General features: G+C 49.6%; 22 protein-coding genes. 11 read left to right on the top strand and 11 right to left on the bottom strand.

All coding sequences use genetic code 11. From position 1 onward, the window contains the following. Positions 1–301: 301 nt before the first annotated feature. On the top strand, positions 302–1,861 hold the full coding sequence (locus tag ACYU87_RS07740) for an NFACT RNA binding domain-containing protein (RefSeq protein WP_461133452.1): 1,560 nt from the start codon (positions 302–304) through the stop codon (positions 1,859–1,861). A 65-nt stretch (positions 1,862–1,926) separates the two neighbouring features. On the opposite strand, the gene ACYU87_RS07735 is transcribed toward ACYU87_RS07740, so the two are convergent. The 8 genes from ACYU87_RS07735 to ACYU87_RS07700 all read right to left on the bottom strand — a co-directional run bounded on the left by ACYU87_RS07735 (position 1,927) and on the right by ACYU87_RS07700 (position 11,918). Beyond that, positions 1,927–3,141, bottom strand: coding sequence for a glycosyltransferase family 1 protein (locus ACYU87_RS07735; protein ID WP_461133451.1), 1,215 nt, complete (start codon positions 3,139–3,141; stop codon positions 1,927–1,929). A 177-nt stretch (positions 3,142–3,318) separates the two neighbouring features. Continuing rightward, positions 3,319–5,340, bottom strand: a complete 2,022-nt coding sequence (locus ACYU87_RS07730; protein ID WP_461133450.1) for a M1 family aminopeptidase — start codon at positions 5,338–5,340, stop codon at positions 3,319–3,321. A 156-nt stretch (positions 5,341–5,496) separates the two neighbouring features. After that, positions 5,497–6,162, bottom strand: coding sequence for a DUF4230 domain-containing protein (locus ACYU87_RS07725; protein WP_461133449.1), 666 nt, complete (start codon positions 6,160–6,162; stop codon positions 5,497–5,499). 122 nt (positions 6,163–6,284) lie between these two features. After that, positions 6,285–7,895, bottom strand: a complete 1,611-nt coding sequence (rny, locus tag ACYU87_RS07720; protein ID WP_461133448.1) for a ribonuclease Y — start codon at positions 7,893–7,895, stop codon at positions 6,285–6,287. Between the two features lie 103 nt (positions 7,896–7,998). Then, positions 7,999–8,286, bottom strand: a complete 288-nt coding sequence (locus ACYU87_RS07715; RefSeq protein WP_461133447.1) for a cell division protein ZapA — start codon at positions 8,284–8,286, stop codon at positions 7,999–8,001. 7 nt (positions 8,287–8,293) lie between these two features. Further along, the gene (locus ACYU87_RS07710) at positions 8,294–8,632 is read right to left on the bottom strand and encodes a hypothetical protein (protein ID WP_461133446.1); all 339 of its coding nucleotides are present in this window, start codon (positions 8,630–8,632) and stop codon (positions 8,294–8,296) included. Between the two features lie 113 nt (positions 8,633–8,745). After that, the gene (pheT, locus tag ACYU87_RS07705; protein WP_461133445.1) at positions 8,746–11,175 is read right to left on the bottom strand and encodes a phenylalanine--tRNA ligase subunit beta; all 2,430 of its coding nucleotides are present in this window, start codon (positions 11,173–11,175) and stop codon (positions 8,746–8,748) included. A gap of 98 nt (positions 11,176–11,273) precedes the next feature. Then, the gene (locus ACYU87_RS07700; protein WP_461133444.1) at positions 11,274–11,918 is read right to left on the bottom strand and encodes a DUF1684 domain-containing protein; all 645 of its coding nucleotides are present in this window, start codon (positions 11,916–11,918) and stop codon (positions 11,274–11,276) included. A 183-nt stretch (positions 11,919–12,101) separates the two neighbouring features. Between ACYU87_RS07700 and ACYU87_RS07695 the strand changes: the two genes are divergently transcribed. The 8 genes from ACYU87_RS07695 to ACYU87_RS07660 all read left to right on the top strand — a co-directional run bounded on the left by ACYU87_RS07695 (position 12,102) and on the right by ACYU87_RS07660 (position 19,295). Continuing rightward, positions 12,102–12,509 (top strand): sugar 3,4-ketoisomerase, encoded by a 408-nt coding sequence (locus ACYU87_RS07695; RefSeq protein ID WP_461133443.1) that lies wholly within the window; start codon positions 12,102–12,104, stop codon positions 12,507–12,509. Further along, positions 12,506–13,630: a DegT/DnrJ/EryC1/StrS family aminotransferase gene (locus ACYU87_RS07690; RefSeq protein WP_461133442.1), complete on the top strand. Its 1,125-nt coding sequence runs from the start codon at positions 12,506–12,508 to the stop codon at positions 13,628–13,630. The genes ACYU87_RS07695 and ACYU87_RS07690 overlap by 4 nt, the downstream gene beginning before the upstream one ends. A gap of 60 nt (positions 13,631–13,690) precedes the next feature. Then, entirely contained in the window at positions 13,691–14,614 is a 924-nt protein-coding gene (locus ACYU87_RS07685; protein WP_461133441.1) for a glycosyltransferase family 2 protein, read from the top strand. Between the two features lie 138 nt (positions 14,615–14,752). Next, positions 14,753–15,517 (top strand): class I SAM-dependent DNA methyltransferase, encoded by a 765-nt coding sequence (locus ACYU87_RS07680; protein WP_461133440.1) that lies wholly within the window; start codon positions 14,753–14,755, stop codon positions 15,515–15,517. 66 nt (positions 15,518–15,583) lie between these two features. Then, on the top strand, positions 15,584–16,186 hold the full coding sequence (locus tag ACYU87_RS07675) for a riboflavin synthase (protein ID WP_461133439.1): 603 nt from the start codon (positions 15,584–15,586) through the stop codon (positions 16,184–16,186). An 88-nt stretch (positions 16,187–16,274) separates the two neighbouring features. Continuing rightward, positions 16,275–17,051, top strand: a complete 777-nt coding sequence (locus ACYU87_RS07670; protein WP_461133438.1) for a PASTA domain-containing protein — start codon at positions 16,275–16,277, stop codon at positions 17,049–17,051. Positions 17,052–17,075: 24 nt separating this feature from the next. Beyond that, positions 17,076–18,941 (top strand): T9SS type A sorting domain-containing protein, encoded by a 1,866-nt coding sequence (locus tag ACYU87_RS07665; RefSeq protein ID WP_461133437.1) that lies wholly within the window; start codon positions 17,076–17,078, stop codon positions 18,939–18,941. A gap of 60 nt (positions 18,942–19,001) precedes the next feature. After that, positions 19,002–19,295, top strand: a complete 294-nt coding sequence (locus ACYU87_RS07660; protein ID WP_461133436.1) for a rhodanese-like domain-containing protein — start codon at positions 19,002–19,004, stop codon at positions 19,293–19,295. A 54-nt stretch (positions 19,296–19,349) separates the two neighbouring features. On the opposite strand, the gene miaA is transcribed toward ACYU87_RS07660, so the two are convergent. Next, a complete protein-coding gene (gene miaA, locus ACYU87_RS07655) occupies positions 19,350–20,237 on the bottom strand; it encodes a tRNA (adenosine(37)-N6)-dimethylallyltransferase MiaA (protein WP_461133435.1) in 888 nt (295 codons plus the stop codon). A gap of 405 nt (positions 20,238–20,642) precedes the next feature. Here miaA and ACYU87_RS07650 point away from each other — a divergent pair, with 405 nt between their 5' ends. Next, positions 20,643–20,981 carry a winged helix-turn-helix transcriptional regulator gene (locus tag ACYU87_RS07650; protein ID WP_461133434.1) on the top strand — a complete coding sequence of 113 codons (339 nt, stop codon included), beginning with the start codon at positions 20,643–20,645 and terminating at the stop codon, positions 20,979–20,981. Between the two features lie 94 nt (positions 20,982–21,075). Beyond that, positions 21,076–21,639: a hypothetical protein gene (locus ACYU87_RS07645; protein WP_461133433.1), complete on the top strand. Its 564-nt coding sequence runs from the start codon at positions 21,076–21,078 to the stop codon at positions 21,637–21,639. A gap of 64 nt (positions 21,640–21,703) precedes the next feature. Here the strand turns inward: ACYU87_RS07645 and ACYU87_RS07640 are convergent, their stop codons facing one another. Both ACYU87_RS07640 and ACYU87_RS07635 read right to left on the bottom strand, forming a co-directional pair. Next, positions 21,704–22,495 carry an outer membrane beta-barrel protein gene (locus ACYU87_RS07640; protein WP_461133432.1) on the bottom strand — a complete coding sequence of 264 codons (792 nt, stop codon included), beginning with the start codon at positions 22,493–22,495 and terminating at the stop codon, positions 21,704–21,706. Positions 22,496–22,505: 10 nt separating this feature from the next. Beyond that, a complete protein-coding gene (locus ACYU87_RS07635) occupies positions 22,506–23,852 on the bottom strand; it encodes an SGNH/GDSL hydrolase family protein (RefSeq protein WP_461133431.1) in 1,347 nt (448 codons plus the stop codon). Between the last annotated feature and the right edge of the window lie 85 nt (positions 23,853–23,937).

Below are 23,937 nucleotides of genomic sequence, written 5' to 3'. Positions count from 1 at the left end.
AATCGTATTAAATAAGAATAATGTCACATTGTGAATTGATTAGTAAATTGATAATCAGTGTTTTAATTGTCTTTTGTGGCCTGAAAACTAGGTGGCATTATATTTTAGTTAGATATAGTTAGCTTTAATTTATAAGTGATTAAAAAAGGGCATTAAACCGTTTCAGCCGTATTTTTGGTACATTATGCACACAAACTATTACTTTCTGAAACAACTTGCGCCAGCGATCGAATTGCACTTATTGAGTAATTCTACTACAGCTGTTTCGGACGTACCTATACACGCAACAGGACTCCGTTTTATGGAGTGTTTCAGCCAGGATCGGGATGAAGTTGTCCTGGTATTTGCGCAGGCAAAAGGGAAAACGAACTACTACAAACCTTTCCATATTAAGGCAACCTTACGACCCGACTTCTCGGGTTTGTTTTTTCCCGATACGGTTCAGAGGGCGCGTACAAACAGCGTCGATCTGTTTGATTCGGTGACGGGTGAGCCAGGCAAGGAACGAGCCGTACTGGAAGTGCGCTCCTTCGTGAATGAGCGCTGCCTAGCCATTTTGCTGGAAGATAACTTTACCTTAGTTTTCAAGTTTTTCGGCAACCGGCCCAACTTACTGGCCTTTCAGGGTAACCAGGTGATCGATCTGTTCAACCGACAGTTGGCAACCGACGAACACCTGCTGCTTGATGCGTTCGATCGGCCCATTGATCAGTCATATGCCGCTTTTGAGCAGGCCCATTTCGACCATCGTAAACTATTCCCAACGTTCGGGAAAGTCGTGAACAAATGGATTGATAATAGAGTCAGGCAGGCGGAAATCGAACCGGGAAGCAAAGGGGTGTGGCCAGTCATTCAGGATGCCTTGCGGCAACTGGAGCATCCCAATTATTACTTACTGCGTCTGGATCACAAACCAACGCTTAGTTTACTGCCTTTTGACGCACAGGCTGAAGACCCTCCGCAGCGTGAGTTTCACGATCCATTAGAAGCCGCGAACCGATTTTTTATCGCGCTGAATGGCTTAACCACGTTTGAATTTGAAAAGGCAGCTATGCTCCGGTTGCTTGACAAGCGTCTGAAGCGGGCCAAGTCTCAAATTGATATATCCATGCAGCGGTTGATGCTCAAGGACGAAGGGGCCAGCCATGAAGAGATCGGGCACATTCTGATGGCTAACCTGCACGAGATACCCTCCACGGCAAGTGTTAAGTCGCCTGAACGGTTGACCCTATACGATTTTTATCGTGACCAGCCAATCGACATTAAACTCAAGCCTGATCTGAGTCCGCAGAAAAACGCTGAGAACTTCTATCGAAAGGCCAAAAATGAGAAGATAGAAGAGCAGCATCTAAGTGATCAGATAGCGGCTCGGGAAGCCGAACTGGTTCGCATTGATCAGCAAAAAGCAGCTATTGATACCCTTCAGAATCTGAAAGAGTTACGTAAATACATCAAGCAGCATAGTCTGTTGAGTGAAGCAATACTGGCCAGTACGGGCGAAGTGGCGGCCTTATTCAAGGAGGTGATGTATGAAGGGTTCCGAATTATGATCGGGCGAAATGCGAAGAACAATGATCTGCTTACCCAACGCTACACCTACAAAGATGACCTGTGGCTACACGCCCGCGATGTCACGGGTTCGCACGTGGTGGTGAAGTACAAAGCCGGTAAACCATTTCCCAGGAGTGTAATCGAACGCGCTGCCGAATTGGCCGCCTGGTATTCCAAACGTCGCACGGATAGCCTGTGCCCCGTTATTGTTACGCCTAAAAAGTACGTTCGCAAGCCAAAAGGATTGGCCGAAGGTCAGGTGCTGGTCGAAAAGGAAGATGTTGTGCTTGTTGTTCCGAAAGGGGAATAAACGATGAGCGGCCGGTACAAAAGCATTGTTTTCGTACCGGCCGCTCATCGTTGATAATCTATTACTTACTGATCGACAACAACGGTTCGCTGGGCCATCAATAGTCGGTTCATTTCGTTCCAGGTATGATCCCATGAATTTTCGTTCAGGAAAGCATCGATAGCCGTCCAGTCACCGGAATTCTGGTTGGCAAGCGCTTGGGCGATGGCGGTCTCAAAAGCCTGCGCCGTGTCGGCGATCTGAACGAACTCCTTCGACCCGTACATACGAATCACATCGCGAATGGGCGTTGATACGACGGGCAGGCCAGCTGATAGGTATTCCGGGGTTTTCGTCGGGCTGATAAACTTGGTTGACTCGTTCAGGGCGAATGGCAGTATCGCTACATCCCAGTTGCTAAAGTAGGTAGGTAGTGCTTTGTAGGACTTCATGCCCAGATAATGCACATTCGGCTTGGTAGGTAATAAAGCGCGGTCAATTTTTACAATTGGGCCGAGTAAAACGAATTGCCACTCCGGACGACGCTCTGCCAGCTCAGTCAACAATTTGTAATCAAAGCGCTCGTCGATAACCCCGCTAAAGCCAATTCGTGGGTGCGCTATGTCACGCTGGTCGGCTGGATCGGGTTGCGATTTACGGGCTGACGAGAAATGAGCAAAGTCGATGCTGCTTGGAAAAGCAAATACATGCGGATGTCGGCTCCGCTTTGCTTCATACAAGCTATAACCACCTGTAAACATGATGTCGGCTTGTTGAATAAGTTGCTTTTCTTTTTCCAGTAATTGAACCGGTGCTCCCCAGAAAGCCGACAATTCGTCCATGCAGTCGTATACCGTCAGGGCAGGCTTCAGGTGGTCACTGAACAGCATGGCCATCGGCGTGTAATACCAGGCAACGAACGAATTGATGCGCTCATCAGCCATAAATTTATCCAGCAACTGCCGCTGAAGTCGAATGGCTTCGTCGGGTTTGGTGCCGTGTGGAAGGTGTGGAACGAGTACCGTCAAACGGTCTGTTTGCTGACTGATACTCATATGCAGCGTATCACTCCAGATCGGTTCTTCAATAAACCAGATTCTGTAGTTCTTGGCCGCCCGGCTAAGCAAATGTTGAGGGCGCTGGTAAACGAAATTCCAACGTAGATGCGAGAAACAGATCAGATCAGAAATCTCGGTTTCCTTCGCATCGAAGGATGATTTAGTAGTATATGTGGATACGATAGATTGGGCGGTAAGGGCGGCATGATCACCGGTAACGTTCGTTGTCTCTGGCACTTTCATAAATATAGGAGGGGATTATATAAGTATGTACAGTTCATGGGCCGAACAGACTACTTACTCTCATCTTATAACCCAAACCACAAGAAAAATGTTGATTTATGTCTCATTTAAATGAGGAAATGGCCCCACATCCGATAGCGTGTTACCAAACTAACGACTCAGTTACTACCCGTGCGATTAGCGTACCAGAATTACCCGGCTTTGTGGACCCGCAGGTGTTTCAACGGTTACTGTATAGCGTCCCGAAGAGAGGTTTCGCAGGCGCATTGTCCGGGTATAGCTGCCGGGTCGGAGAGATGGTTCCTGGATCGTTTGAATACGCTGGCCTAGTTGGTTCACCAGCGAAATAGTAGCTGCCCCTGTGGTCGATAGCCAGAAATCAATGACTACGTATTCGCTTGTCGGGTTGGGGTAGACGCGGAATGTGCCTGATGACGGCTCATCAGCAGCCGTTACGATAACTGGCGTGGTTGTTGCCGATGTGGGCAGACTAACTGATTCGACAGTTTTAAGAATCCAGTTGTTCGGGTCAATCACGAGGCCCGAAACAGTACCCCGAACCGGTAGCGTAAACGTCTGATCGGTCTGGTCGTTAAGCACTGTCACGGTTGTATCGCCCATTGCCGACTGAACTTTCATCTGAATGGGCATCGTAAAAGAGGTCGGGTTGCTGGCCGTGGTGTTGCGTTGCTCAAGCCGGACTGTTATTGTATTGGCCGTATGACCCGCCGTCACGGTGGCTTTGTAAGTCGGGTAGCCTTCCCCGTAAATCCATTCTTTGAAGAAGTAGTCCAGTGAGCGGTTGGTTACTTGCTGCGCTACCGCCTGAAAATCTTCCGTCACGGCTGTGTTGTAGGCCAGCGCTGGGGTAGCCGTGTAGGTACGCAGTGTCTGAAAAAACAGATCGTCGCCCACGATACCGCGAAGCATGTGTAAAACGGTTGCTCCCTTGGCATACGTACGGGCACTGTTGAAGATCGTATTAACGTTGGTAATATTCTGTACATAAATTGACCCAAGGGCGTTTCGAGCACTACTCATAAAGTTTGTCATTGTGGATGAGTACCCCGTTTGGCCATTGGCCGATTCCGCGTAAACGGCTTCGGCATAGGAGGCAAAACCTTCGTTGAGCCAGATATTTTGCCAGTCGCGGCACGTAATTTTATCGCCAAACCACTGGTGAGCCAACTCATGCGCAATGACATTCGGCGTCAGTGAGCTAAGCCCCATAGAAGAAATTGTCTGATGTTCCATCCCGCCATTGTTTCTGGCAAACTGGGCATGGCCGTATTTCTCCCGCAAAAACGGATAAAGGCCGAATCGGTTGGTGAATAGCTGGAGCATACCGGGCGTCAGGGCAAGGCTGTTCTGAACCTGAGCCAGGTTTTCCGGATAAATGTAGTGGGTAACCGGCATCGTCTGATTTCCCGACGTGAACGGCGTGTCGTATTGCGCATAATTCGATACGGCTATCGAAATCAGATACTGAGCAATCGGATAGCTGTTATGCCACAAATACGTTCGAGTACCGTCGGTATTGGTGGTTGTGCTGATCAATTTTCCATTAGAAACCGATACGAGTGGAGCCGGAGCCGTTATGCGAACTGATGACGAGTCGGCTTTATCGGCAGGCGTATCCCGACAGGGAAACCAGTCTGACGCCCCATAGGGCTCGCTTAAACTCCAGATAACTGGATCGGTGGTCGATTCGTGACTACCGAACAGGAAGCTACCATTAGCCGTACCATTGGGTACCCCTCTATAAAAGACAGTCAGCGTTAGAACCTGTCCACTCGCCAAGGGTTGTCCGGGCGTAATGGTTAGTTTGTTCTGGGCGTGCTGAAAAGGCAGCGCCTGATTACCCGCTTTTACTGAATCGACCCGCAAGCCCAGCCCCGTCGTTGTAGTGGATGAATTAAAATCCAGAAAGAAACCACTCAACCCAGACACGGTACTTTTCAGAGTAATCGTCGTAGCGCCGACCAGGTTGGCTGGTGTAGTGGTCAGGCGGAGGTCGAGTCCGTAGTAGGTGACGTCAATGTTCGCATCACCGGGGTAAGCCAGCCGCGCTTTGGGATTTGAGGCCAACTGTTCTGCGTGACGTATTTTACCCATCTGGCAAAATTGCCCGCCGTCGACAATTGCCTGAGCGTTGGTGAACAGGGGGAAGAGAAGCAGAAGAAAATAGCGAATCCGCATATCTGACGGGTTTTTATTGACCGAAACTTTAGCAAAATAATAAGCCGAATGAAAGCTCCTGTATAGCAACTAAACCACAATGCGCTGTTAAGACGGCACGGCTATCGTGTTCACCGGCTATTAGCCTAAAGATCAGTTGCTGAGCTGATATACCGTTCAGTTCGCTTCAGCATGGCCAGCGTTCAGTCGCTTGGCCCCTTGCGTCCGGGTTTCTGCCTGCGCTTTTAGTGCTTCTAATTTTTGTTGTTCAGCCTCCGGCAACTGGAGTTGCCAGCCCATCGAACTAGCCAATTGATACATCATGTACTGGATTTGATTATTGGCAATTTTGGGCAGATCGCTCTGCATGGCCCGCTCATTCATGGCCCGTTTGGCCTCGTCCAGGATCTGAGTGTAGTCGTCTCCACTGAAGTGATTGAGAATACCGGCCTGAATATCGTAGAACGTATAATCTGTATCAATGGATAAAACCTCGGGTGCCGGAAACGACTCAATGATCAGTTTCTTGTCGCCATTGTCCGATGTTCTGAACTGTACTTTAGCGAAGTCAAAGCCCACCAATACCTTTGACTTGGCAATGACCATCGCCTTTTTGGGGTCATTGAGCACATACAGGATTTTCTTCTGATCCTGATAGTTGTAGATTTCCGAAAAGTAGCCTTCTGCCATGACCACCTTAAATACCTTCTCGATACGCTCCAGCAGCAGAACCGAATCTCGCCGGACGTTCGAAACACCCGCTCGTTTTCGTAGGGTACCCGCCAGTGCCACGCCCCCGCCTGCGCCGACGAGTAAAAGTAAAAGAGTGGTAAAAAAATCCATATCAGTCAGCATTTAGCCGAAACGCGGAGAAGGCGGAACGGACGAACTGAAACAGATTTTTTACCAATTAGTTATCCGTTTCAACTCATCCGACCCGCCTTCTCCGCGCTCTGTTTGATCGTTTATTTAGCGTAAGCTACTGCGCGCATCTCCCGAATAACCGTCACTTTTATCTGGCCGGGATACTGCATTTCTTTTTCTATTTTTTGCGAAATCTCGTACGATAAAACCCCTGCCCGTTCATCCGAAACGTGGTCAGCGTCGACCATGATGCGTAACTCACGACCGGCCTGAATGGCGTAACATTTGGTTACACCGGGGAAGTTGCCCGCCAGTTCTTCCAGCTCTTTGAGCCGTTTAATGTATGACTCCATCATTTCGCGACGGGCACCCGGCCGGGAACCAGACACCGCATCGCACACCTGAACGATTGGCGAGATCATGCTTGTCATCTCGATTTCATCGTGGTGAGCACCAATGGCGTTGATAACTTCAGGATTCTCTTTGTACTTTTTCGCCAGCTCCATACCCAGAATGGCGTGGGGTAGTTCTGCTTCCTCAGGCCAGACCTTGCCGATGTCGTGCAGCAAACCAGCCCGTTTAGCCAGCTTGGCATTCAAGCCTAACTCGGCCGCCATGGTAGCACACAGTTTGGCTACTTCGCGGGAGTGTTGCAGGAGATTCTGACCGTAACTGGAGCGGAAACGCATCCGGCCTACCATCTTGATCAGTTCGGGGTGAAGACCGTGAATGCCCAGGTCGATAACTGTACGCTCACCAATCTCGACGATTTCGTCTTCAATATTTTTGCGGGTCTTGGCAACAATCTCTTCAATACGGGCGGGGTGAATACGACCATCCTGAACCAGGCGGTGCAACGACAGGCGGGCAATTTCCCGACGAACCGGGTCAAAACCTGAAATGATGATTGCTTCGGGGGTATCATCAACGATAATTTCAACACCCGTGGCGGCTTCGAGTGCCCGGATATTACGACCTTCCCGCCCAATCACCTTACCCTTAACGTCATCCGACTCGATGTTGAAAACCGATACACAGTTCTCAATGGCGTGTTCGGTAGCCGTCCGCTGAATGGTTTCGATAACCACCTTTTTAGCTTCTTTGGTCGCCGTTAGTTTAGCTTCTTCAACAATGTTCTTGATGTACGAAGAGGCCCGCGTTTCAGCTTCGGCCTTGAGGTTTTCGACAAGCTGCTCCCGTGCCTGATCGGCTGAAAGACCCGCAATTTTTTCGAGTTGGGCTACCTGGTCGGCCAGCATGCGATCGGCTTCCTGTTGCCGTTTATCCACATCGTCCCGACGCTTGTTGAGGGCGTCGATCTGCTGCGACAGGCTATTTTTTTGCTGACCCAGGTCGTTCCGTTGCTGATTCAGCTCATTTTCGCGGTTTCGTTGCTGGTCGGCCTGCTGGGCTAGCTGTTGTTCGCGTTGCTTGAGTTTCGTTTCGTTCTGAAGAAGTATGTTTCGTTTCTGATTCGTCGTTTCTTCAAATTCGGTTTTCAGTTTCAGATACTTTTCTTTCGCTTCTAATATCCGGTCTTTTTTAATCGTCTCTGCCTGTAATTCAGCGTTTTTTAAAATGGCCGCTGCTTTGTCTTCGGCTTCTTTCTCGTGCTTTGCGCGAACGCCCGCCATGGTCTGACGGCCAATTAATATGCCAATACCACCCCCAACCAGGGCAGCAAGAATCGTTAACCAAACTGGAATGTCCATCGGACTATATCGTTAGGGTTGAAAAAATAAATCATCAACCTGCTGCAATACGAGTGCTCCGAACGTCAACTCTGAGTATTTTGAGGGTAGAAATTCGCCGTTTTTATGTCGAAATGACCGGCGTGACGACCTGATCTAATTGAGTTATTTTGTCAAACACCATCTGTTGTAATCGTTGCATCTGTCGTTCTCCTCTGAGCTTGGTAACCAAGCAGTCGAAGGCTATCATTGCCAGGGCCTCCTGTGTATCAGACATTCCCCTTTCCCGGTATTGCTTCAGTTCATCCTGAATCAATTTGGCAGCTTCGCGCACAATAGCCTCTGATTCCGGCTCCACAGCTAATTTGTAGACCCGGTCGGCAATTTTGACGCGAATTGGCAATTCTTCCATTTTGGGCTTATGACAAACTACTCAAGTGAGCAATGCACCGTTCCAATTCCCGGATATACTCGTCGAGTTGTTGTTTTAATTCAGCATTCGTATCTGTCTCAGACAGATTGTCTTTTACAATTATACCAACATCTTTCGACTTTGGTGTGTTTTTTTCTGGAATAACTGGTTTTTTCCGTAGTTGTCTAACCAACTCCTGCTCTTTCCTCAAATTCTCCTGCAGGGCAGCGTTTTCCAGTTCCAGTTGTTCAACCTGTTTCTGCGCATCCGTATATACTCTCGTAAGCTGTTTGAGTTTGTGCTCAAAGCGCTCAACGAGGGCAATAATTTGATGTTCGCTTACCACAGTTTTACCGAGTGAAAGAGTGAACGAGTGAAGAGCGACCTCAACGGAATACCTCCTTATCAATAAGTTGATCTGGTATTTCGTTTTTTCGCTCTTGTACTCATTCGCTCATTTTATTTCCTGATCACTGCGCCCAGTTCCTGCTCGAAAGCTGTCATGAGTCGCTGCATCGTTTTATCAATAGCTACATCGGTGAGGGTTTGAGTGGCATCCTGCAACATGAAGTTGACCGAATAGGCTTTTTTTCCTTCACCGATATTTTCGCCTTCGTACACATCAAATACATTAATCGCACGCAATAATTTACGTTCCGTTTGACGAGCCAGTTTACTAATTTGTTCGAACGAAACAGCTTTGTCTATGACAAGCGACAGATCGCGCCGAACTTCAGGGAATTTGGCTACTTCTTCGTAACGAATTTTACCGGATGCTAGTTTAAGCAACGTTTGCCAATCGAAATCAGCGTAGAATACCGGCTGTTTTAGATCAACTAGTTTCGTTAACTTGGGATTAACCAATCCCAGGCTAACTACTGGTTTTTTATTGACAATGTACGTCAGGCCATACTGAAAAAGAGCTGGATCGGCGGGTTGTGTTTCGAACGACTTGATGCGGAACAAATTTAAAATCCGTTGAACAGCCGTGGCCAGATCGTGATAAGCCACGGGCTGACCTTTCTGAAGCCAACTTTCGGAATTCTGATTTCCAATGATCGCCAGACTCATTCGCATACGCTCAACGTACTTCGTAGTGCCGTCCTCAAGTTTTACTTTATGATAAACCTTGCCAAACTCAAACGTTTTCACATCTTTCTGCCGCCGATTCAGGTTGTAAACCAGCGTTTCCAGCGCCGAAAACAACAGCGTTTGCCGCATAACAGACAACTCGTCGCTCAGCGGATTGAGGAGCGTAACATCGTCGCCGGTCAACGACGAGCGGATGGCATCGTTGTAGGCGGGGCGGGTCAATGAGAGCGTCAGAATCTCGTAAAAGCCATTGGCCGCCATCAATTGACCAACTCGGCTTTGCCATTGATCGGGGTCCGTTTTGGGAAACTCAGAAAGCGAATCGGCGGCAAGGTTGGCCGAGAGCGGAATATTGTCCAGGCCGTAAATGCGGAGAATTTCTTCGATCACATCGGCTTCCCGCGTCACGTCAACGCGGTAGGGAGGCACAATGGCGATGAAGCCATCTTCCTGCACCGATTCTGCCTGAATATCCAGGGCTTCCAGAATGCGGTGAATTTCAGCGTGGTCAATGGCAACCCCGATCAACCGGTCAATGTTGCGGTAGCGGACAGGTACCCGGAACGCATCAATAGGTGTAGGGTAAATGTCTGTTATTGCTGAACTGACCGTGCCCCCGGCCACCTTCTGAATAAGCAGGGCTGCCCGTTTGAGCGCAAAGATGGTAATGTTGGGATCGATACCCCGCTCGAAACGAAACGATGCATCTGTTTTCAGGCTGTGCTGTTGCGCGGTTTTGCGGATTGACGTTGGCGAGAAATAGGCCGATTCCAGAAAAATGCGGGTCGTCTGCGCCGATACCCCCGAGTTTTGTCCCCCGAACACCCCCGCAATGCACATTGGTTTCTCCGCATCACAGATCATCAGGTCAGTAGCGGTAAGCTTACGCTCTACGCCATCGAGGGTGACAAACGGCGTGCCTTCGGGCAGTGTTTTAACAATGACTTTATTCCCCGAAATCTTGGCCGCATCGAAGGCGTGTAATGGCTGGCCCAGATCGTGGCAAACGAAATTCGTTACATCCACGATGTTGTTGATCGGGTTCAGACCAATACTCAGCAACCGTTGCTTCAGCCAGTCCGGCGATTCGCTAACCGTCAGTCCCTCTAGGGTAAGACCAGCGTACCGGGGACAGGCTGCCGTGTCATCAACTGCTACATCGAGCGTCAGGTCGGTAGTAGTAACCGTAAAGGCCTCAACGGAAGGCAACCGAAGCGGCCGGTTTAGCACGGCTTTCAGGTCGCGGGCGGTGCCCAGATGAGAGGCCGCGTCAATGCGGTTAGGAGTCAGGCCAATGGCGATCTGGTAGTCGGCTTCAAGCTTGAAGTAGCGGGCGGCCGGGGTACCGTTTGGCAGATCCGTAGTTAGTACCAGTATGCCCGCGTGCGATGTTCCTAAGCCTATCTCATCTTCTGCGCAGATCATTCCTTCGGATGCTGATCCACGAATTTTGGCTTTCTTGATTTGAAACGGCTCGCCCGAAGCGGGGTGGAGGGTTGCGCCAACGAGCGCTACCACGACCTTTTGGCCAGCCGCCACGTTAGGAGCACCACAAACAATGGGCAGCGGTTGATCCGTACCAACGTCAACCGTGGTCAGGCTTAATTTATCCGCATCGGGGTGTTTGGTACACGTAAGTACCTGACCAATAACGACGCCTTCCAGCCCACCCGGCACCGCGTCTATTTTCTCAATTCCTTCAACTTCCAGGCCCGTTGCGGTCAGTAGTTTACCAACTTCTTCGGGTGATTCGGGCAATTCAATGAACTCTTGTAACCATTTATAGGAGACTTCCATACAGCGGCAAAGCAAATTATTACCGCAAAGTTAGCCAATTGCTTGGTTGTGCACGCAGTTAATTGATGGCAAAAAAACTATATGAACAATCAAATCAGCTATTCATGAGCGGTATATTTCTCCCCAGCCTTTACCGCAATGGGTAGCTTATTTTCGGCAGGCGGTAGCGGGCAGGCATATTTGGGGTTGTAGGCGCAGTAGGGATTATAGGCCGTATTGAAGTCAATGACTGCCTGGCTTTCTGAAAGTTGTGCCGGGTCGAGTTCAAGGTAGCGACCACCGCCGTACGTTTCGTTGCCCGACGTTGCATCGCGAAACAGAATGGAGTACGTGTTTGCGAGTTTGACAATTAACAGCCGATGCGCTTCCCCATCCAGGCTAAAGACGGCGTGGGCAAATTTTTCGTAGACCTCTTCACCACCGTCGCTCATCCGAACAACCAGTTTCTGCGTCTTATCCGCAAAAGGTTCGAGCCGGGCAACAACGCGATAAGCGGGGTCGGGCGAGAAATAACGTAAGCCATTAAAGGATGCCTTGTCCTGAATTGGTGACTCGCCGTTTGTTCGCATGAACTGGTCTTTCTCCGTGCGCTTTGTGGCTAACTCCTGGCGGTACGTTTCGGGCTTAACGACGGCCTCCAAGCCACTGCCAGATGTCATGTTACCGCCATCGAAAAACGTGAAATACAATACCGCTAAAGCCACTACAAATAAACCAGTAAGAAAAAATTTATTTCGTAACATAACCAAATGATCCTATATATTCTTGTAAAAAGACGAGCCTAACTACTTACGGAACTGTTGTGCAACCGCGTTGGGCATTTTTACTCAAATGCTGATTTTTAGCTACACGAGCTTTAAGTAGTTTTTAATATATTTAAGGCCTTTTCCATCATTCACTCATCAAAACTAAAATTTACCCGTGTAATGGCCAAACTCTGCGAGTTGAAAACAGTTGAATCTGATAGGGGAAATCTAACGGTTTTTGAAGGAATTATTCCGGGGGTCATTCAGAGGGTCTATTATATTTATGAGGCTGGCCACATCACTCGTGCGGGTCATCGACACCACCGCACCTGGCAAGCGCTCGTTTGCTTGAGTGGCCGTTGCCGCGTATACACGAATAACGGAACGCAGGAAGATACTTTTCTGTTGACGACTCCCCGCCAGTGCTTAATCCTAAAGCCTGAAGACTGGCATACCATGGACTCATTCTCTGACGATGCTATTCTGCTGGTTATTGCGAATGAATTGTACGACAAAGATGACTACATATACGAGCCTTACCCGAATGGAAAAGGTGTAGTTCAGCTACTCATGGCTGATTCGGAATGATTCCATTTCTGGATTTAAGGCGGATCAACGAGCCCTACCAGGCCGTCATCGCGGAGGCTATTGAGCGGGTTACAGCGTCTGGCTGGTACATTCTGGGAAGGGAGGTCGAAGCGTTTGAGCAGCAGTTTGCGGCTTATTGCCAAACGCGCCACTGTATTGGTGTGGCTAACGGCCTGGATGCCCTGACGTTAGTGCTGAAGGCCTGGGATTTTCCGGCCAACAGCGATGTGATCGTTGCCGCAAACGCTTACATTGCATCGGTACTGAGCATCACACACGCTGGCCTGACTCCTGTTTTCGTTGAGCCCGATCCGCAGACATATCTGCTTGACCCGACTAAAATTGAGGCCGCCATTACTCCCGGGACAAAAGCGATTTTACCCGTTCATTTATACGGCCGTTGCTGCGACATGGTATCTATCAATGCGCTGGCGAAGCAATATGGCCTGAAGGTACTGGAAGATGCCGCTCAGGCGCATGGTGCCACGTGTTCCGCTGGAGAGTTGGCCGAAACCACCCGTCGGGCGGGTAATTTGGGCGATGCGGCAGGCTGGAGCTTTTATCCCAGTAAAAATCTGGGTGCGCTGGGCGATGCGGGGGCTATCACAACCAATGACGATGCACTGGCGAAACGGGTACGAGCCCTGCGGAACTACGGCTCCAGCCAGAAGTACATCAACGACTACGCAGGGCTGAACAGCCGGTTGGATGAACTCCAGGCCGCCATTTTATCGGCGAAATTACCGTTGCTCGACCAGGCCAATGCCCGCCGACGTACGATTGCTAACCGGTATCTGACCGGTATCCATAATCCCGATGTAGGGCTCCCCCCGGCCAATCAGGCAGCGCAGGATGTCTGGCACTTGTTTGTTGTTCGGCATCCGAACCGCGATGATTTTCGCACCTGTCTCCGCGAGCGGGGAATCGTCACCGATATACATTATCCGGTTCCACCTCATCAGCAACGGGCCTACCCGGCTTATGCGCAGTTGTCGTTTCCGATGGCTGAACAATTACATCGGGAAGTAGTCAGTTTGCCGCTCAATCCGGCCATGACAGACGATGAAGTAGATTACATTATCAGCACAATCAATAGCCTGAACGGAAGCGTAAATGAGTGAACGAGTGTCCTGTTATTCACTTATTCCTTCTTTCGCTCCTTCGCCATTCACTTATCAACAATGTATCTGTCTGTAGTTATTCCCGTTTATAACAGCGAACGTACAATAGCGCCGTTGGTCGACCGATTGCAGGATTGTTTGGCCGGGAGACGCGCGGAAATTATACTCATTAACGATGGTAGTAAGGATCGTTCGGAGGCTATCTGTCAGTTACTTGACGATCGTTTTGGTAACGTTCAGTTTATCTCGCTACGCCGGAATTTTGGTGAATTTAATGCGGTCCTGTGCGGGCTTGCTCATTCGGAAGGAAGGTATGTGGTCATTATCGACGATGATTTCCAGAATCCGCCCGAGTCTATCCTGACACTTGTCGAAACGGCCGAAGCGGGGCAGTATGATGTTGTCTATAGTTGTTACGCCCAGAAGCAGCATCACTGGTTTCGGAACCTGGGCAGTTGGCTGGTCAATACCTTAACGACTTACTCACTAGACAAACCGCGTGACCTTTACCTATCGAGTTTCAAGCTGATTCGGCGGGAGGTTGTGCAGGAAATTGTCCGGTATCAGGGGCCTTATCCGTACATTGATGGATTGATTTTTCGGTCGACGCGTAATGTGGGTAGCGTGGAAGTACCACACAATCCTCGTCTGGATGGCCGTTCGAATTACACGGTTCGCAAGCTGGTTTCCCTGTTCCTGAACGTGTTTATCGGTTACTCGCTGTGGCCTATTCGGGTGTTTACGGTACTGGGTGCGACTTTATTTGGACTCGGCTTGCTGAGCGGTCTGCTTTTCGGCATCAGCTGGCTACTCAACGGCGTACACCTGGTGGGCTGGGGCATTGTTGTCTGGGTTGTTTTAACGGGGTTGGGTCTTCAACTGCTTTTTCTGGGTGTACTGGGTGAGTATCTGGGCAAGTTATTCATGGCACACAGCGGGTTGCCGGCGTATGTAGTAAAAAAGAGTGAAAGAGTGAAAGAGTGAAAGAGTGGCTCAGCGGGACACCTTCTCACTCTCTTGCCTATTTTCTTACTTGTTCTTTCCTCATTTATTCTTTTCCATTCCTTCCATCATGTACCCTCTCACTCCTTCGCTCTTTCACTCCTTCACTCTTTCGCTTTTATGATCGGTCGTACGGAAGAATACGAAAAGATGTTTCGGCTGGAGGGGCAACTGTGGTGGTACCGTAGTTTGCACGAGCGTGTGGCCAGGAGCCTGCAACAGAGGTTTGGTCAGCGTCGGGAGGTAGCTATTCTGGATGCCGGATGCGGTACGGGTGGTTTGCTGGATTTTTTACGTCGGCAGGGGTACACGAATCTGCACGGTATTGACGGGTCGGCGGATGCCGTGGCTTTCTGTCAGCAGCGCGAACTCTCCGTCAGGCTGGTCAACCTAAACGACCTCGCTCATACGGAGCCATTGGAAACATACGATGCGATTATCTGCAATGATGTGTTCTGCTATTTTATGGACGTTGACCTGCACCCTTTGCTAGGCGCACTCTCCGACCGGCTGAAACCCGGTGGCGTTCTGGTGACCAACAACAACGCGTTCGACCTCTTTCGCGGAGAGCACGATGTGGCCGTTGGCATCATTCGGCGGTTCGTTCAGGCTGATTTTGATCAATGGTTACCTCAACACGGCCTGTCCATCCAAGCGGCTACTTACTGGAGTTTCGCTCTATCACCCCTGATTCTGGCCATTCGGCAGTGGCAACGGTTGCAGTTTGCCATGGGCTGGCGCTCACCCGACGCGGCTCAATCGGATGTGTATTTGCCGAGTCGCTGGATCAATGAAACACTTTATCGTATTGCCCGGACCGAACAGGTACTCCTGCGCCGAACCCCCTTTGGCAGTTCGCTGTTCATCATAAGCAGGAAGTTGTAAGCATCGACTCCGCAGCGTTTGCCGGTCCGATGCTTGCGGCTCATTAACTCACGATTTATACGTTTTATGTTTACAGGTATTGTTGAATCCGCCGGTGTTGTATCGGACATTGAAGCAGAGGGCACTAATTTAACCTTTCGTATTGAGTCGGCACTGGCTCCTGAACTCAAAATTGACCAGAGCGTCAGCCATAACGGTGTTTGCCTGACCGTTACCAGCATTGCCGACGGAAGCTATACCGTGACGGCCATTGATGAAACCCTGAAAAAAACGAATCTGGGAAAGCTGACCACGGGTAGCTGGGTCAACCTGGAGCGCTGTATGCCCGCCAATGGCCGTTTCGATGGACATATCGTACAGGGGCACGTCGACCAGACGGGTATTTGTACCAGTGTTCAGGACGTAGACGGCAGCTGGTTATTTGATTTTCAGTACGAACCAGGTTCTGAACCAGCCAGTCAGAACGTTACGGTCGAAAAAGGGTCTATTTGTATCAATGGAGTTAGTTTAACCGTTTTCAACTCAGAAGTAGACCGTTTTCGGGTGGCCATTATACCATACACCTACGAACACACCAATTTTCGAAACCTGAAGGCTGGCGATATTGTCAATCTTGAGTTTGATATTGTGGGGAAATACCTGAAAAAAATGTTCGCGGGCTATCGGTAGCCCGTTGCGGATTCTGCTACTTTTGTGAAACGTGTAAACTAACTGAACCGGGTGGCCTCCGAAAAACACCACCAATCACCACTCCCGAATGGCTAAAATCAGCACCCGCTCCTTTTTTGACCTGCTGATCCATATTGGCATTATCACAGCCCTGCTGGCGGCCTTCTTTCTGGCGTTTTTCTTTGTTTACCTGCCCTACACAACAAACCACGGGCAAACCATTACGGTGCCCGACGTGACGCGTCTGAGCCTGGATGAAATGCAGAATCTGCTGGACGACCGCGATCTGCGTTACGAAGTAAGTGACTGTACGTTTGTCTCTGGTGCTCAGCCGCTGACGGTTATTCAGCAGTATCCAAGGGCTAATGCGAAAGTGAAAGAAGGGCGCAAGATCTACCTGACCATTACGAAACGGGTGGCTCCGATGGTGCAGATGCCCAACCTGGTCAGCCTGACGCTGCGGAGTGCGCAACTTAACCTGAAATCACTGGATCTAGTGAGTGGACCGCCCATTTATGTTCCGGACGTTGCGAAAAATTCGGTGCTTCGGCAGTTGTACAACGGCAAGGAAATTGCCGCCGGAACACCTATTCCGAAAGGGGCTCAGATCGATCTTGAAGTGGGGGATGGCCTGGGAAGTACGATGTTTGAGATTCCCAACGTTGTAGGATTACCCCTCGATGAAGCCGAAGCCGCCATCCGTGGATCGAACCTGAAAGTTGGCACGAAAATTTCCGTTGAAGATCCTGAAAAGGAAGTCGGCACAGTGGTCCGGCAGCGACCCGAAGCCCGGTCTGGCGAACGCATCCGCGTTGGCGAAACAATGGATTTGTGGATCGTGGGACCCATTGAACCCGACCAATAAACCCGTTTTCGGCCCACATACCCGATGAGAACAGCTTTAATCTGTCAGCCAGTCAATCCGTTCTTCGGACGTTGTTTGCGTGGCTTGTTGCTGATATTAGTTAGCTTATCGTATTCCATCGTGAGCGCCCAGACCCCTCTGGCGCTCCCGTTTTTCGAGGATTTCTCGACGGCCAGCGGTCGCCCCGGCCTCGACAAGCCTGATCCGGCTCTCTGGCAGTCAGGCAGCGGGGTGTACATCAACAATACCATGGCCATTGGTCAGCCCACAGTCAATGTTGCTTCTTTCGATGGATTGGCGGCCAACGGACGTCCTTATGTTCAAAATTCAACGTCACTCCAGGGTTATACCGATACGTTAACATCTTTACCCATCAATCTGGCGGGTTTATCGGCTGCGGACTCCGTCTACCTTAGTTTTTACTGGCAGGCTAAAGGCCTGGGCGAACTGCCCGATCGGGGCGATTCATTGAGTCGGCAGGCCGGGGATTCTCTCACGGTTCAGTTTCTGGATCGCAATGGTGCCTGGCAAACGGTATGGGCTAAAGTGGGAGGTGTTGTCAACAATAACTTTTTTCAGGTCTTTGTTCCGATCCGCAGTGCGGCCTATTTCCATGCGGGATTCACTTTCCGGTTCCGTTCGTTTGGAAACGAGTCCGGTCCGTTCGATACCTGGCATGTCGATTATATTTACCTGAACCGGGGGCGTTCGGTTAACGATCGGTTTGTAAAAGATGTGGCTGTTAGGCAGGCGCTTAGTCCGCTGTTAAAACGCTACACAGCCATGCCGCTCGCCCAATACCTGGTCAATCCGGCCAACGAAATGGCTGACTCGGTCAGAACGGATATCAACAACCTATTCAACAATTTCAACTTTACGACCTTCGACTTTACCATACGGGATGAGGTGTCAGGGCGTGTTGTTCAGGATGATCCGCAGACCAGCTCGATGTTGATAGCCTCGCTTAGTTCGCAACGGAAAGCCGCTAAGCCGGCCCCGGTCTCTGGTCTGGACTCGGCTACCAGAGCCTTGCTGCGGTACAAAATTGACCTGCTCACCACCGACGATCAGAACCCGTCCATCCCCGGTGTAAACCTCCGGCGAAACGACACTATTTCGGCCGTAGCCGCTCTCGATGACTATTATGCGTACGATGATGGTACCTGGGAGTACGCGCAGCAAATCCGGCAGCGGGAGCAAATTGCGGTCCGGTTTATTCTCAACAAGCCCGATGCCATTGGGGGCGTCCGGGCGTGTATCGTGCCTTTCACGACCAACCAGACGGGCCAGTCTTTTGTCATCAACGTATACAGTAACCGGTCTGGTCGGCCGGGGACCGCAATTTATCAGCAGGCATTTACAACCCAATACCCAACCTATCGGAACGGATTTGTTGAGTTTAAATTTTCAAAGAGTGTTTCGGTAAGGGATACGTTTTATATTGGCTATCAGCAAATTAGTAGCAGCGATACGACATACCTGCGATTAGGGTTTGACAAAAACAGCCCGTTTGGCTCACAGATTTTTTACAATGCAGGCAGCAACTGGGATCAGAATTTAGCCTCGGCTTCGCTGAATGTACAGGGAGCCTTCATGCTTCGGCCCGTAATGGGGGCCAAACCCGATACCATTGTGACGGCTGTTCCGGAGCCCGAACCGCTGGCTCCGTTACGTACCTACCCGAACCCAACAACGGGTTTAGTCCGGTGGGATGAACCCGGTCTCACCCGCCTGGACGTTATGAACAATGCCGGCCGGGTGCTCCTCACCCTTGAACCAAGTCGCGGGCAGCAAACGTTAGATTTGAGTTATCTGCCTGATGGCTTATATTTAATTCGCCTTTTCGCCGACAAGCGATCGGCCGTACAAAAACTAATTATTCAACATTAACGGAGGAATGGATCAGCTAGCTGTAGCTACCTGTTGCTTCACGACAATCACACAATAACCATGGATATTACCGTACAGGAATTGAAAGAGCGACTCGACAAGGGCGAAAAACTGAACCTAGTCGATGTGCGCGAACCCGATGAATATGAGGCCGATAACATTGGCGCTACGCTGATTCCTCTTGGCGATCTATCGTATCGTCTGGACGAACTCGACGGATTGCAGGATGAGGAAGTCATTGTTCACTGCCGGTCAGGCAAACGCAGTGGCATGGCACAGCAAATTCTGGAAGAAAACGGTTTTAATAACGTACGGAACGTTGTTGGGGGCATGTTGGCCTATCGGGCGCAGTAAGAGGGATATAGGATGTATACTATGTTGCGTTACCTCGTTAATATAGCATACATCCTACACCATACATCGTAACACAGCTTCCTTGTCTTCCGGGCCCACCCACGTATAGTTGCCCTGGTTTCTGAACCAGGTGAGTTGCCGCTTGGCATATCGTCTGGAGTTACGCTTCAGTAACCGGACCATCTCCTCGTATCCATATACGCCATCCAGATAGGGGAAAATCTCCTGATAGCCAACCGTTTGTAAAGCTGCTAGTTGACGGTGGGGCAGCAACGAACGAACTTCGTCGAGCAAGCCTGCCTGTAGCATGGCATCCATGCGCATGTCGATGCGCGCATACAACTCTTCGCGTGGCCGTTCGAGGGCGATCATTACTGACTGAAATGACCGCTCGATCGTATGCCGCCGACGAAACGACGAGTAAGGTTCTCCCGTAGACAGACACACTTCCAAAGCCCGGGTTACGCGAACCGGATTCTGTAGATCGGCCGTTTGGGCATAGATCGGGTCCAGCAAGCGCAGTTCCTGCTGTAGTTTTTCCAATCCTTCCTGCTGAAGCCGGGTAAGCAATCGTTCCCGTAACGAAGGGTCAACGGCGGGCATATCGTCCAGACCGAAACATACCGCATTGATATAAAGCCCCGTTCCGCCAGATAAAATCACGATTTCTCTGGTTTCAAACAGGTTATTCAATACAGCGAGGCATTCGCGCTCATAGCGTCCGGCGTTTACCGGGTCCATGATTGAATGCGAATTAATGAAGTGATGCCGAACCCCGTCCATTTCCTCCGGCGTTGGCTTAGCCGTACCAATACTCAATTCACGGTAAAGCTGCCGGGAGTCAGCAGAGACTACATCGGTTTCCAGGGCTTTGGCCAGTTGAACGCACAGGGCAGTTTTACCCACCGCTGTTGGTCCGGCTATAACAAGTAACGTTTTCAAGACTAGATCAATGAGGCAGTAAAGATAAAGAAGCCAAATGATGACCTTCTCTCAGGGTAACAACTATTTGGCCGTTTCCTAACAATGGCTTGCGTGAAAACGATCAATCATCATTTGTATGAGTTTTTACTGCAAAGTGGAGGGTAGAAATTCACCTTATACCAAGTTAAATCTGTTTTTGGCTATTAGTGAATTTTGGAAGATAAAAATCTGCCTTATTAATTAAGTTTTTGGAAAATATTTTTTGTTGATTAATAGCGAGTTAACGTAAATATTTTTTTTAAAACAAAACACAAAAAAAAGGTTATGTGCTAGATCTATGACAAATTTATATATTTGTCATTATTGATATAACTCTCTTTCAGTCAGTGGGTTACGAACCAAAAGGTTAGTAGCTGTCTTCCCATGAGCGACCCTATTGAAAATCGAAAACCTATTTACCCAAGTCACATAGCTCTTCAGAAAACACTGGATATCATATGCGGAAAATGGAGGCTGTACATAATTTATCAGGTAGGTGCAGAAACCCGACGTTATGGTGAGTTGCGACGAATGATTCCTGAAATAAGTGAGAAGGTTTTAATTCAGGAACTTAAGGTCTTGGTGAATCTGGGAGTTATCGAGAAAAGATCATACCGCGAAGTGCCACCCCGTGTAGAATACAAACTGACGACCAGGGGGATACAGGTGCTGCCCACTTTGCTGAATCTGACGTCCATCGGAGAATTATTTCTGGAACCGTAGACCGTTCAACTATTTTTGACTTCGGGTCGTTAATTGGTCGTGTACCAAGTAAACGGAGTCAATGGTTGGGAAGGTATGTTGTCTGTTTGTAGGCATGATATGGCTTGTCGAAATGGCGCAAGGCAACCGACAATGTATTTGCACAACGCCACCCGTCAATCAGCAGTTAGTGCCCCTCAAAAGTCAGTTTAACAGAGAGTTACGGTTCAATGTGTACCGATTCGTGGTAACCGCTGCGGATACCGGACGTGTGCGCGATGTACAAGTCAGGGCTTACCGTGGTGCACTTCTGTTGACTAATTTCCAGGTTCGTGTTGATGGGGCAGTAACGGGGGCGGAGGTAGCTGATCTGGATACAAACCGCTTTCCCGAATTGTACATATACACCACTAGTGATGGGAGCGGTTCGTTTGGCCGTGTCTATGGCTGGCAGTTTTTTCCGGAACGTAAAGCGGATATTGTATCGGCCAACTGGCGCGAAATAAGGCCCCAGGGCTACATGGGGCATGACAGTTTATGGGTATATCGGAATCGTCTCTGCCGCAGGTTTCCGATATATCAGCCCGGCGATGCCAACGTTGAGCCCTCTGGCGGCTATCAACTAATACGCTACAAGTTACGTCCGGCAGGTGCCGCGTTTGCCTTAACGATAGACTAAAAGAAGCACAAAGTGTCTAACGTCTATATACTGACGTCAGCTACTTTGTGCCGATGGATGATGTTTAAAATACCCTGAATCCCAGGGTTACCGTAGCGATTCCCAGAAAGCCCGTAATGTTGGAGTCTTTGTACACACCGCCAACGGGAACTGCGTAGCGGAGATCGACATCCAACAGGGGAATGGGTGAATAACCGACCCCGAGTTCGAGCGCGTACGTAAAATCTTTGACCTCCAGGTTCTGCGCTTCGTATTTATTAAGCAGATTCGTGCTAGCACTCGAAGACGGAATGGTTGTTTGCGGGAAATTTACGGTTGAATTGGCGTTGATAACCCCGGCTGTTGTTCGATCAAGGGTTGCTTTCTGCACAAAAATGAAATTAGGGCCAGCGTAGCCACGCAGTTTTCCGCCCATCCAGCGCTTACCAAACAAAACAGGTACGTCGATGGCTTCCAGAATCGACTCTGAGGTTGCGTTCAGACTGGCGTTGAGCAAACCGGGTTGTATGCTAATGGGTAGCGCATTGGCCAGGGTTGCGTTCGCGTTCACGTCGAGAGTAACGGCGGTTTTCTGTTTCAGGACAAACCGGTTGTAGGTTACTTCGGCCTGAATGAAAAAAGTATGGAAGTTTTTCCGCGCCCATAATCCACCCGAGTAGCCGTACCCGATCCCGTTGTTCTGGTTCTCCAGGGAAGGCACCTGCACGCTCCCGATCGTCTGGGCGGGAACCTTGGTGAAACCATGCGTGAACGTGGCTCCGCCTTTAATGCCGAACTCAAACGGGCGAGTCTGGGCTATGGCTGTCGATAGGCTTAGTAGAAGCAGCGCAGCAAGTGATAGTTGACTTATTTTCATGAATGAATGATTATTGTTGCAGTAATACGCGACGATAGTTTGCCGGGTTAACCGTTGGTATGGTTGCCGTATACTTTGCATTGATTTGTTTAATGATCTCATTGGCCATCAGGGCATAACCGGCTGGCGTCAGGTGAATACCATCCAGGCTGAACACGCCACCCTGAATAAAGCTGGCCGTGTAGTTGATACCATTCTGGGTAAGCCCACCGGTAGCAGCAACCTGACTTAAAACAGCGTTCGGATCAACGTAGGCAATTCCTTTAGCATCGGCCTGCGCTTTCATAATGCCATTGTAAGCACTGATGCTGGTATTTAGCGTAGTCACTTCTGTAGCATCCAGTACAACCCTATCGGTTAGAGGATTAGCCTGGCTTAACCCATAAGGTCCTGCTTTAGTACCGACCGTCAAGCTACCAATATTGGCGTAATCGGTTGCGTTGTCAAGCATTAAGAGATCTCCTGACTGCGTCGCTCGAACACCATTGGCTGTTTGGATAAACAAGGCTGTTACTGGTGTAGATGGATTTAGGAGAGCGTTAATGTTTACTAGAACAAGCGGTACCGTGATGGTTGTATAAAAAGGTGACGTTGTGATATTAGGAATACCAATTACAACTCCTTTACGATTACCTTCGGTTAGCTTATTCATGGCAGCCGTGAAATTTGTCGTAAATAAGGTTGTAGACGTTAAGGGTGTTGCTCCCCCCGTGAGTGCATAACCAAGAGCATCATTATTCCCCAGCCAGCAGGAGAAAAACGTAGCGCCGTTTAGGTTATCGCTCATGTACTGGAGATACGTCGTGGTAGGATTAGCTACCAACCGTTCAAAATATTGATTTCCTTGAGTAGAGCCATACCCTGCTGTCAGAATATCAGAAATGCGAATGCCTGGAACACCCAAATTCTGATTAGCATCGGTAAATTTGGTTAACAAAGGGGCCCCGCTGGCTGTAGTGCCACCTCGTGCCGCTCCGGGTGCTACTGTAGCAATAGATGTGATGAGCGAAAGTGGGTTGGCGGCATTAGGTACTTTAATAAGTTTTAAATAGCCCGAACCATTTGCCTGCGCTTCCGTAAACAACGGTTGTACGAAGCTGCCGCCACCCACCGTGGCAAACTGAGTCGCCAAAATGCTGGGGTAGGAGTTGAGCTGACTGTTCCGGTAAAGGCCGCCATCGGCATAGCCAGCCGTTAGCGAGTTACCCACGGCTACATACTTGGTGAAGTCCGCGCTCCCCTTGGTTGGTGTTGTGCTGCTGCCAGCGTTGGGGTCAATGTCGTTATTTGTGCAGGCATTTATGCCGACGAATACCGACAGCATCAGCCCCCACCGAAACCTGTTCTTTAAGTGCATCCGAATACGTTGTTGATTGTAAAAAAATGAGATAAACTTGTAAAAAAGTAACGCAAAAATAATTAGTTTCTGCATACACAAAGAC

The sequence above is a fragment of the Spirosoma lituiforme genome (assembly GCF_054776635.1).
Note: the sequence above shows the minus strand (reverse complement) of the source record. Positions and strands in the feature narration are given on the sequence as shown.

What these genes read in the sequence shown, in the direction of transcription:
- ACYU87_RS07740 (WP_461133452.1), top strand. Translation starts at nt 302, where the DNA reads ATGGAGTGTTTCAGCCAGGATCGGGATGAAGTTGTCCTGGTATTTGCG.
- ACYU87_RS07735 (WP_461133451.1), bottom strand. Translation starts at nt 3,141, where the DNA reads ATGAAAGTGCCAGAGACAACGAACGTTACCGGTGATCATGCCGCCCTT.
- ACYU87_RS07730 (WP_461133450.1), bottom strand. Translation starts at nt 5,340, where the DNA reads ATGCGGATTCGCTATTTTCTTCTGCTTCTCTTCCCCCTGTTCACCAAC.
- ACYU87_RS07725 (WP_461133449.1), bottom strand. Translation starts at nt 6,162, where the DNA reads ATGGATTTTTTTACCACTCTTTTACTTTTACTCGTCGGCGCAGGCGGG.
- rny (WP_461133448.1), bottom strand. Translation starts at nt 7,895, where the DNA reads ATGGACATTCCAGTTTGGTTAACGATTCTTGCTGCCCTGGTTGGGGGT.
- ACYU87_RS07715 (WP_461133447.1), bottom strand. Translation starts at nt 8,286, where the DNA reads ATGGAAGAATTGCCAATTCGCGTCAAAATTGCCGACCGGGTCTACAAA.
- pheT (WP_461133445.1), bottom strand. Translation starts at nt 11,175, where the DNA reads ATGGAAGTCTCCTATAAATGGTTACAAGAGTTCATTGAATTGCCCGAA.
- ACYU87_RS07700 (WP_461133444.1), bottom strand. Translation starts at nt 11,918, where the DNA reads ATGTTACGAAATAAATTTTTTCTTACTGGTTTATTTGTAGTGGCTTTA.
- ACYU87_RS07695 (WP_461133443.1), top strand. Translation starts at nt 12,102, where the DNA reads ATGGCCAAACTCTGCGAGTTGAAAACAGTTGAATCTGATAGGGGAAAT.
- ACYU87_RS07690 (WP_461133442.1), top strand. Translation starts at nt 12,506, where the DNA reads ATGATTCCATTTCTGGATTTAAGGCGGATCAACGAGCCCTACCAGGCC.
- ACYU87_RS07685 (WP_461133441.1), top strand. Translation starts at nt 13,691, where the DNA reads ATGTATCTGTCTGTAGTTATTCCCGTTTATAACAGCGAACGTACAATA.
- ACYU87_RS07680 (WP_461133440.1), top strand. Translation starts at nt 14,753, where the DNA reads ATGATCGGTCGTACGGAAGAATACGAAAAGATGTTTCGGCTGGAGGGG.
- ACYU87_RS07675 (WP_461133439.1), top strand. Translation starts at nt 15,584, where the DNA reads ATGTTTACAGGTATTGTTGAATCCGCCGGTGTTGTATCGGACATTGAA.
- ACYU87_RS07670 (WP_461133438.1), top strand. Translation starts at nt 16,275, where the DNA reads ATGGCTAAAATCAGCACCCGCTCCTTTTTTGACCTGCTGATCCATATT.
- ACYU87_RS07665 (WP_461133437.1), top strand. Translation starts at nt 17,076, where the DNA reads ATGAGAACAGCTTTAATCTGTCAGCCAGTCAATCCGTTCTTCGGACGT.
- ACYU87_RS07660 (WP_461133436.1), top strand. Translation starts at nt 19,002, where the DNA reads ATGGATATTACCGTACAGGAATTGAAAGAGCGACTCGACAAGGGCGAA.
- ACYU87_RS07650 (WP_461133434.1), top strand. Translation starts at nt 20,643, where the DNA reads ATGAGCGACCCTATTGAAAATCGAAAACCTATTTACCCAAGTCACATA.
- ACYU87_RS07645 (WP_461133433.1), top strand. Translation starts at nt 21,076, where the DNA reads ATGATATGGCTTGTCGAAATGGCGCAAGGCAACCGACAATGTATTTGC.
- ACYU87_RS07640 (WP_461133432.1), bottom strand. Translation starts at nt 22,495, where the DNA reads ATGAAAATAAGTCAACTATCACTTGCTGCGCTGCTTCTACTAAGCCTA.
- ACYU87_RS07635 (WP_461133431.1), bottom strand. Translation starts at nt 23,852, where the DNA reads ATGCACTTAAAGAACAGGTTTCGGTGGGGGCTGATGCTGTCGGTATTC.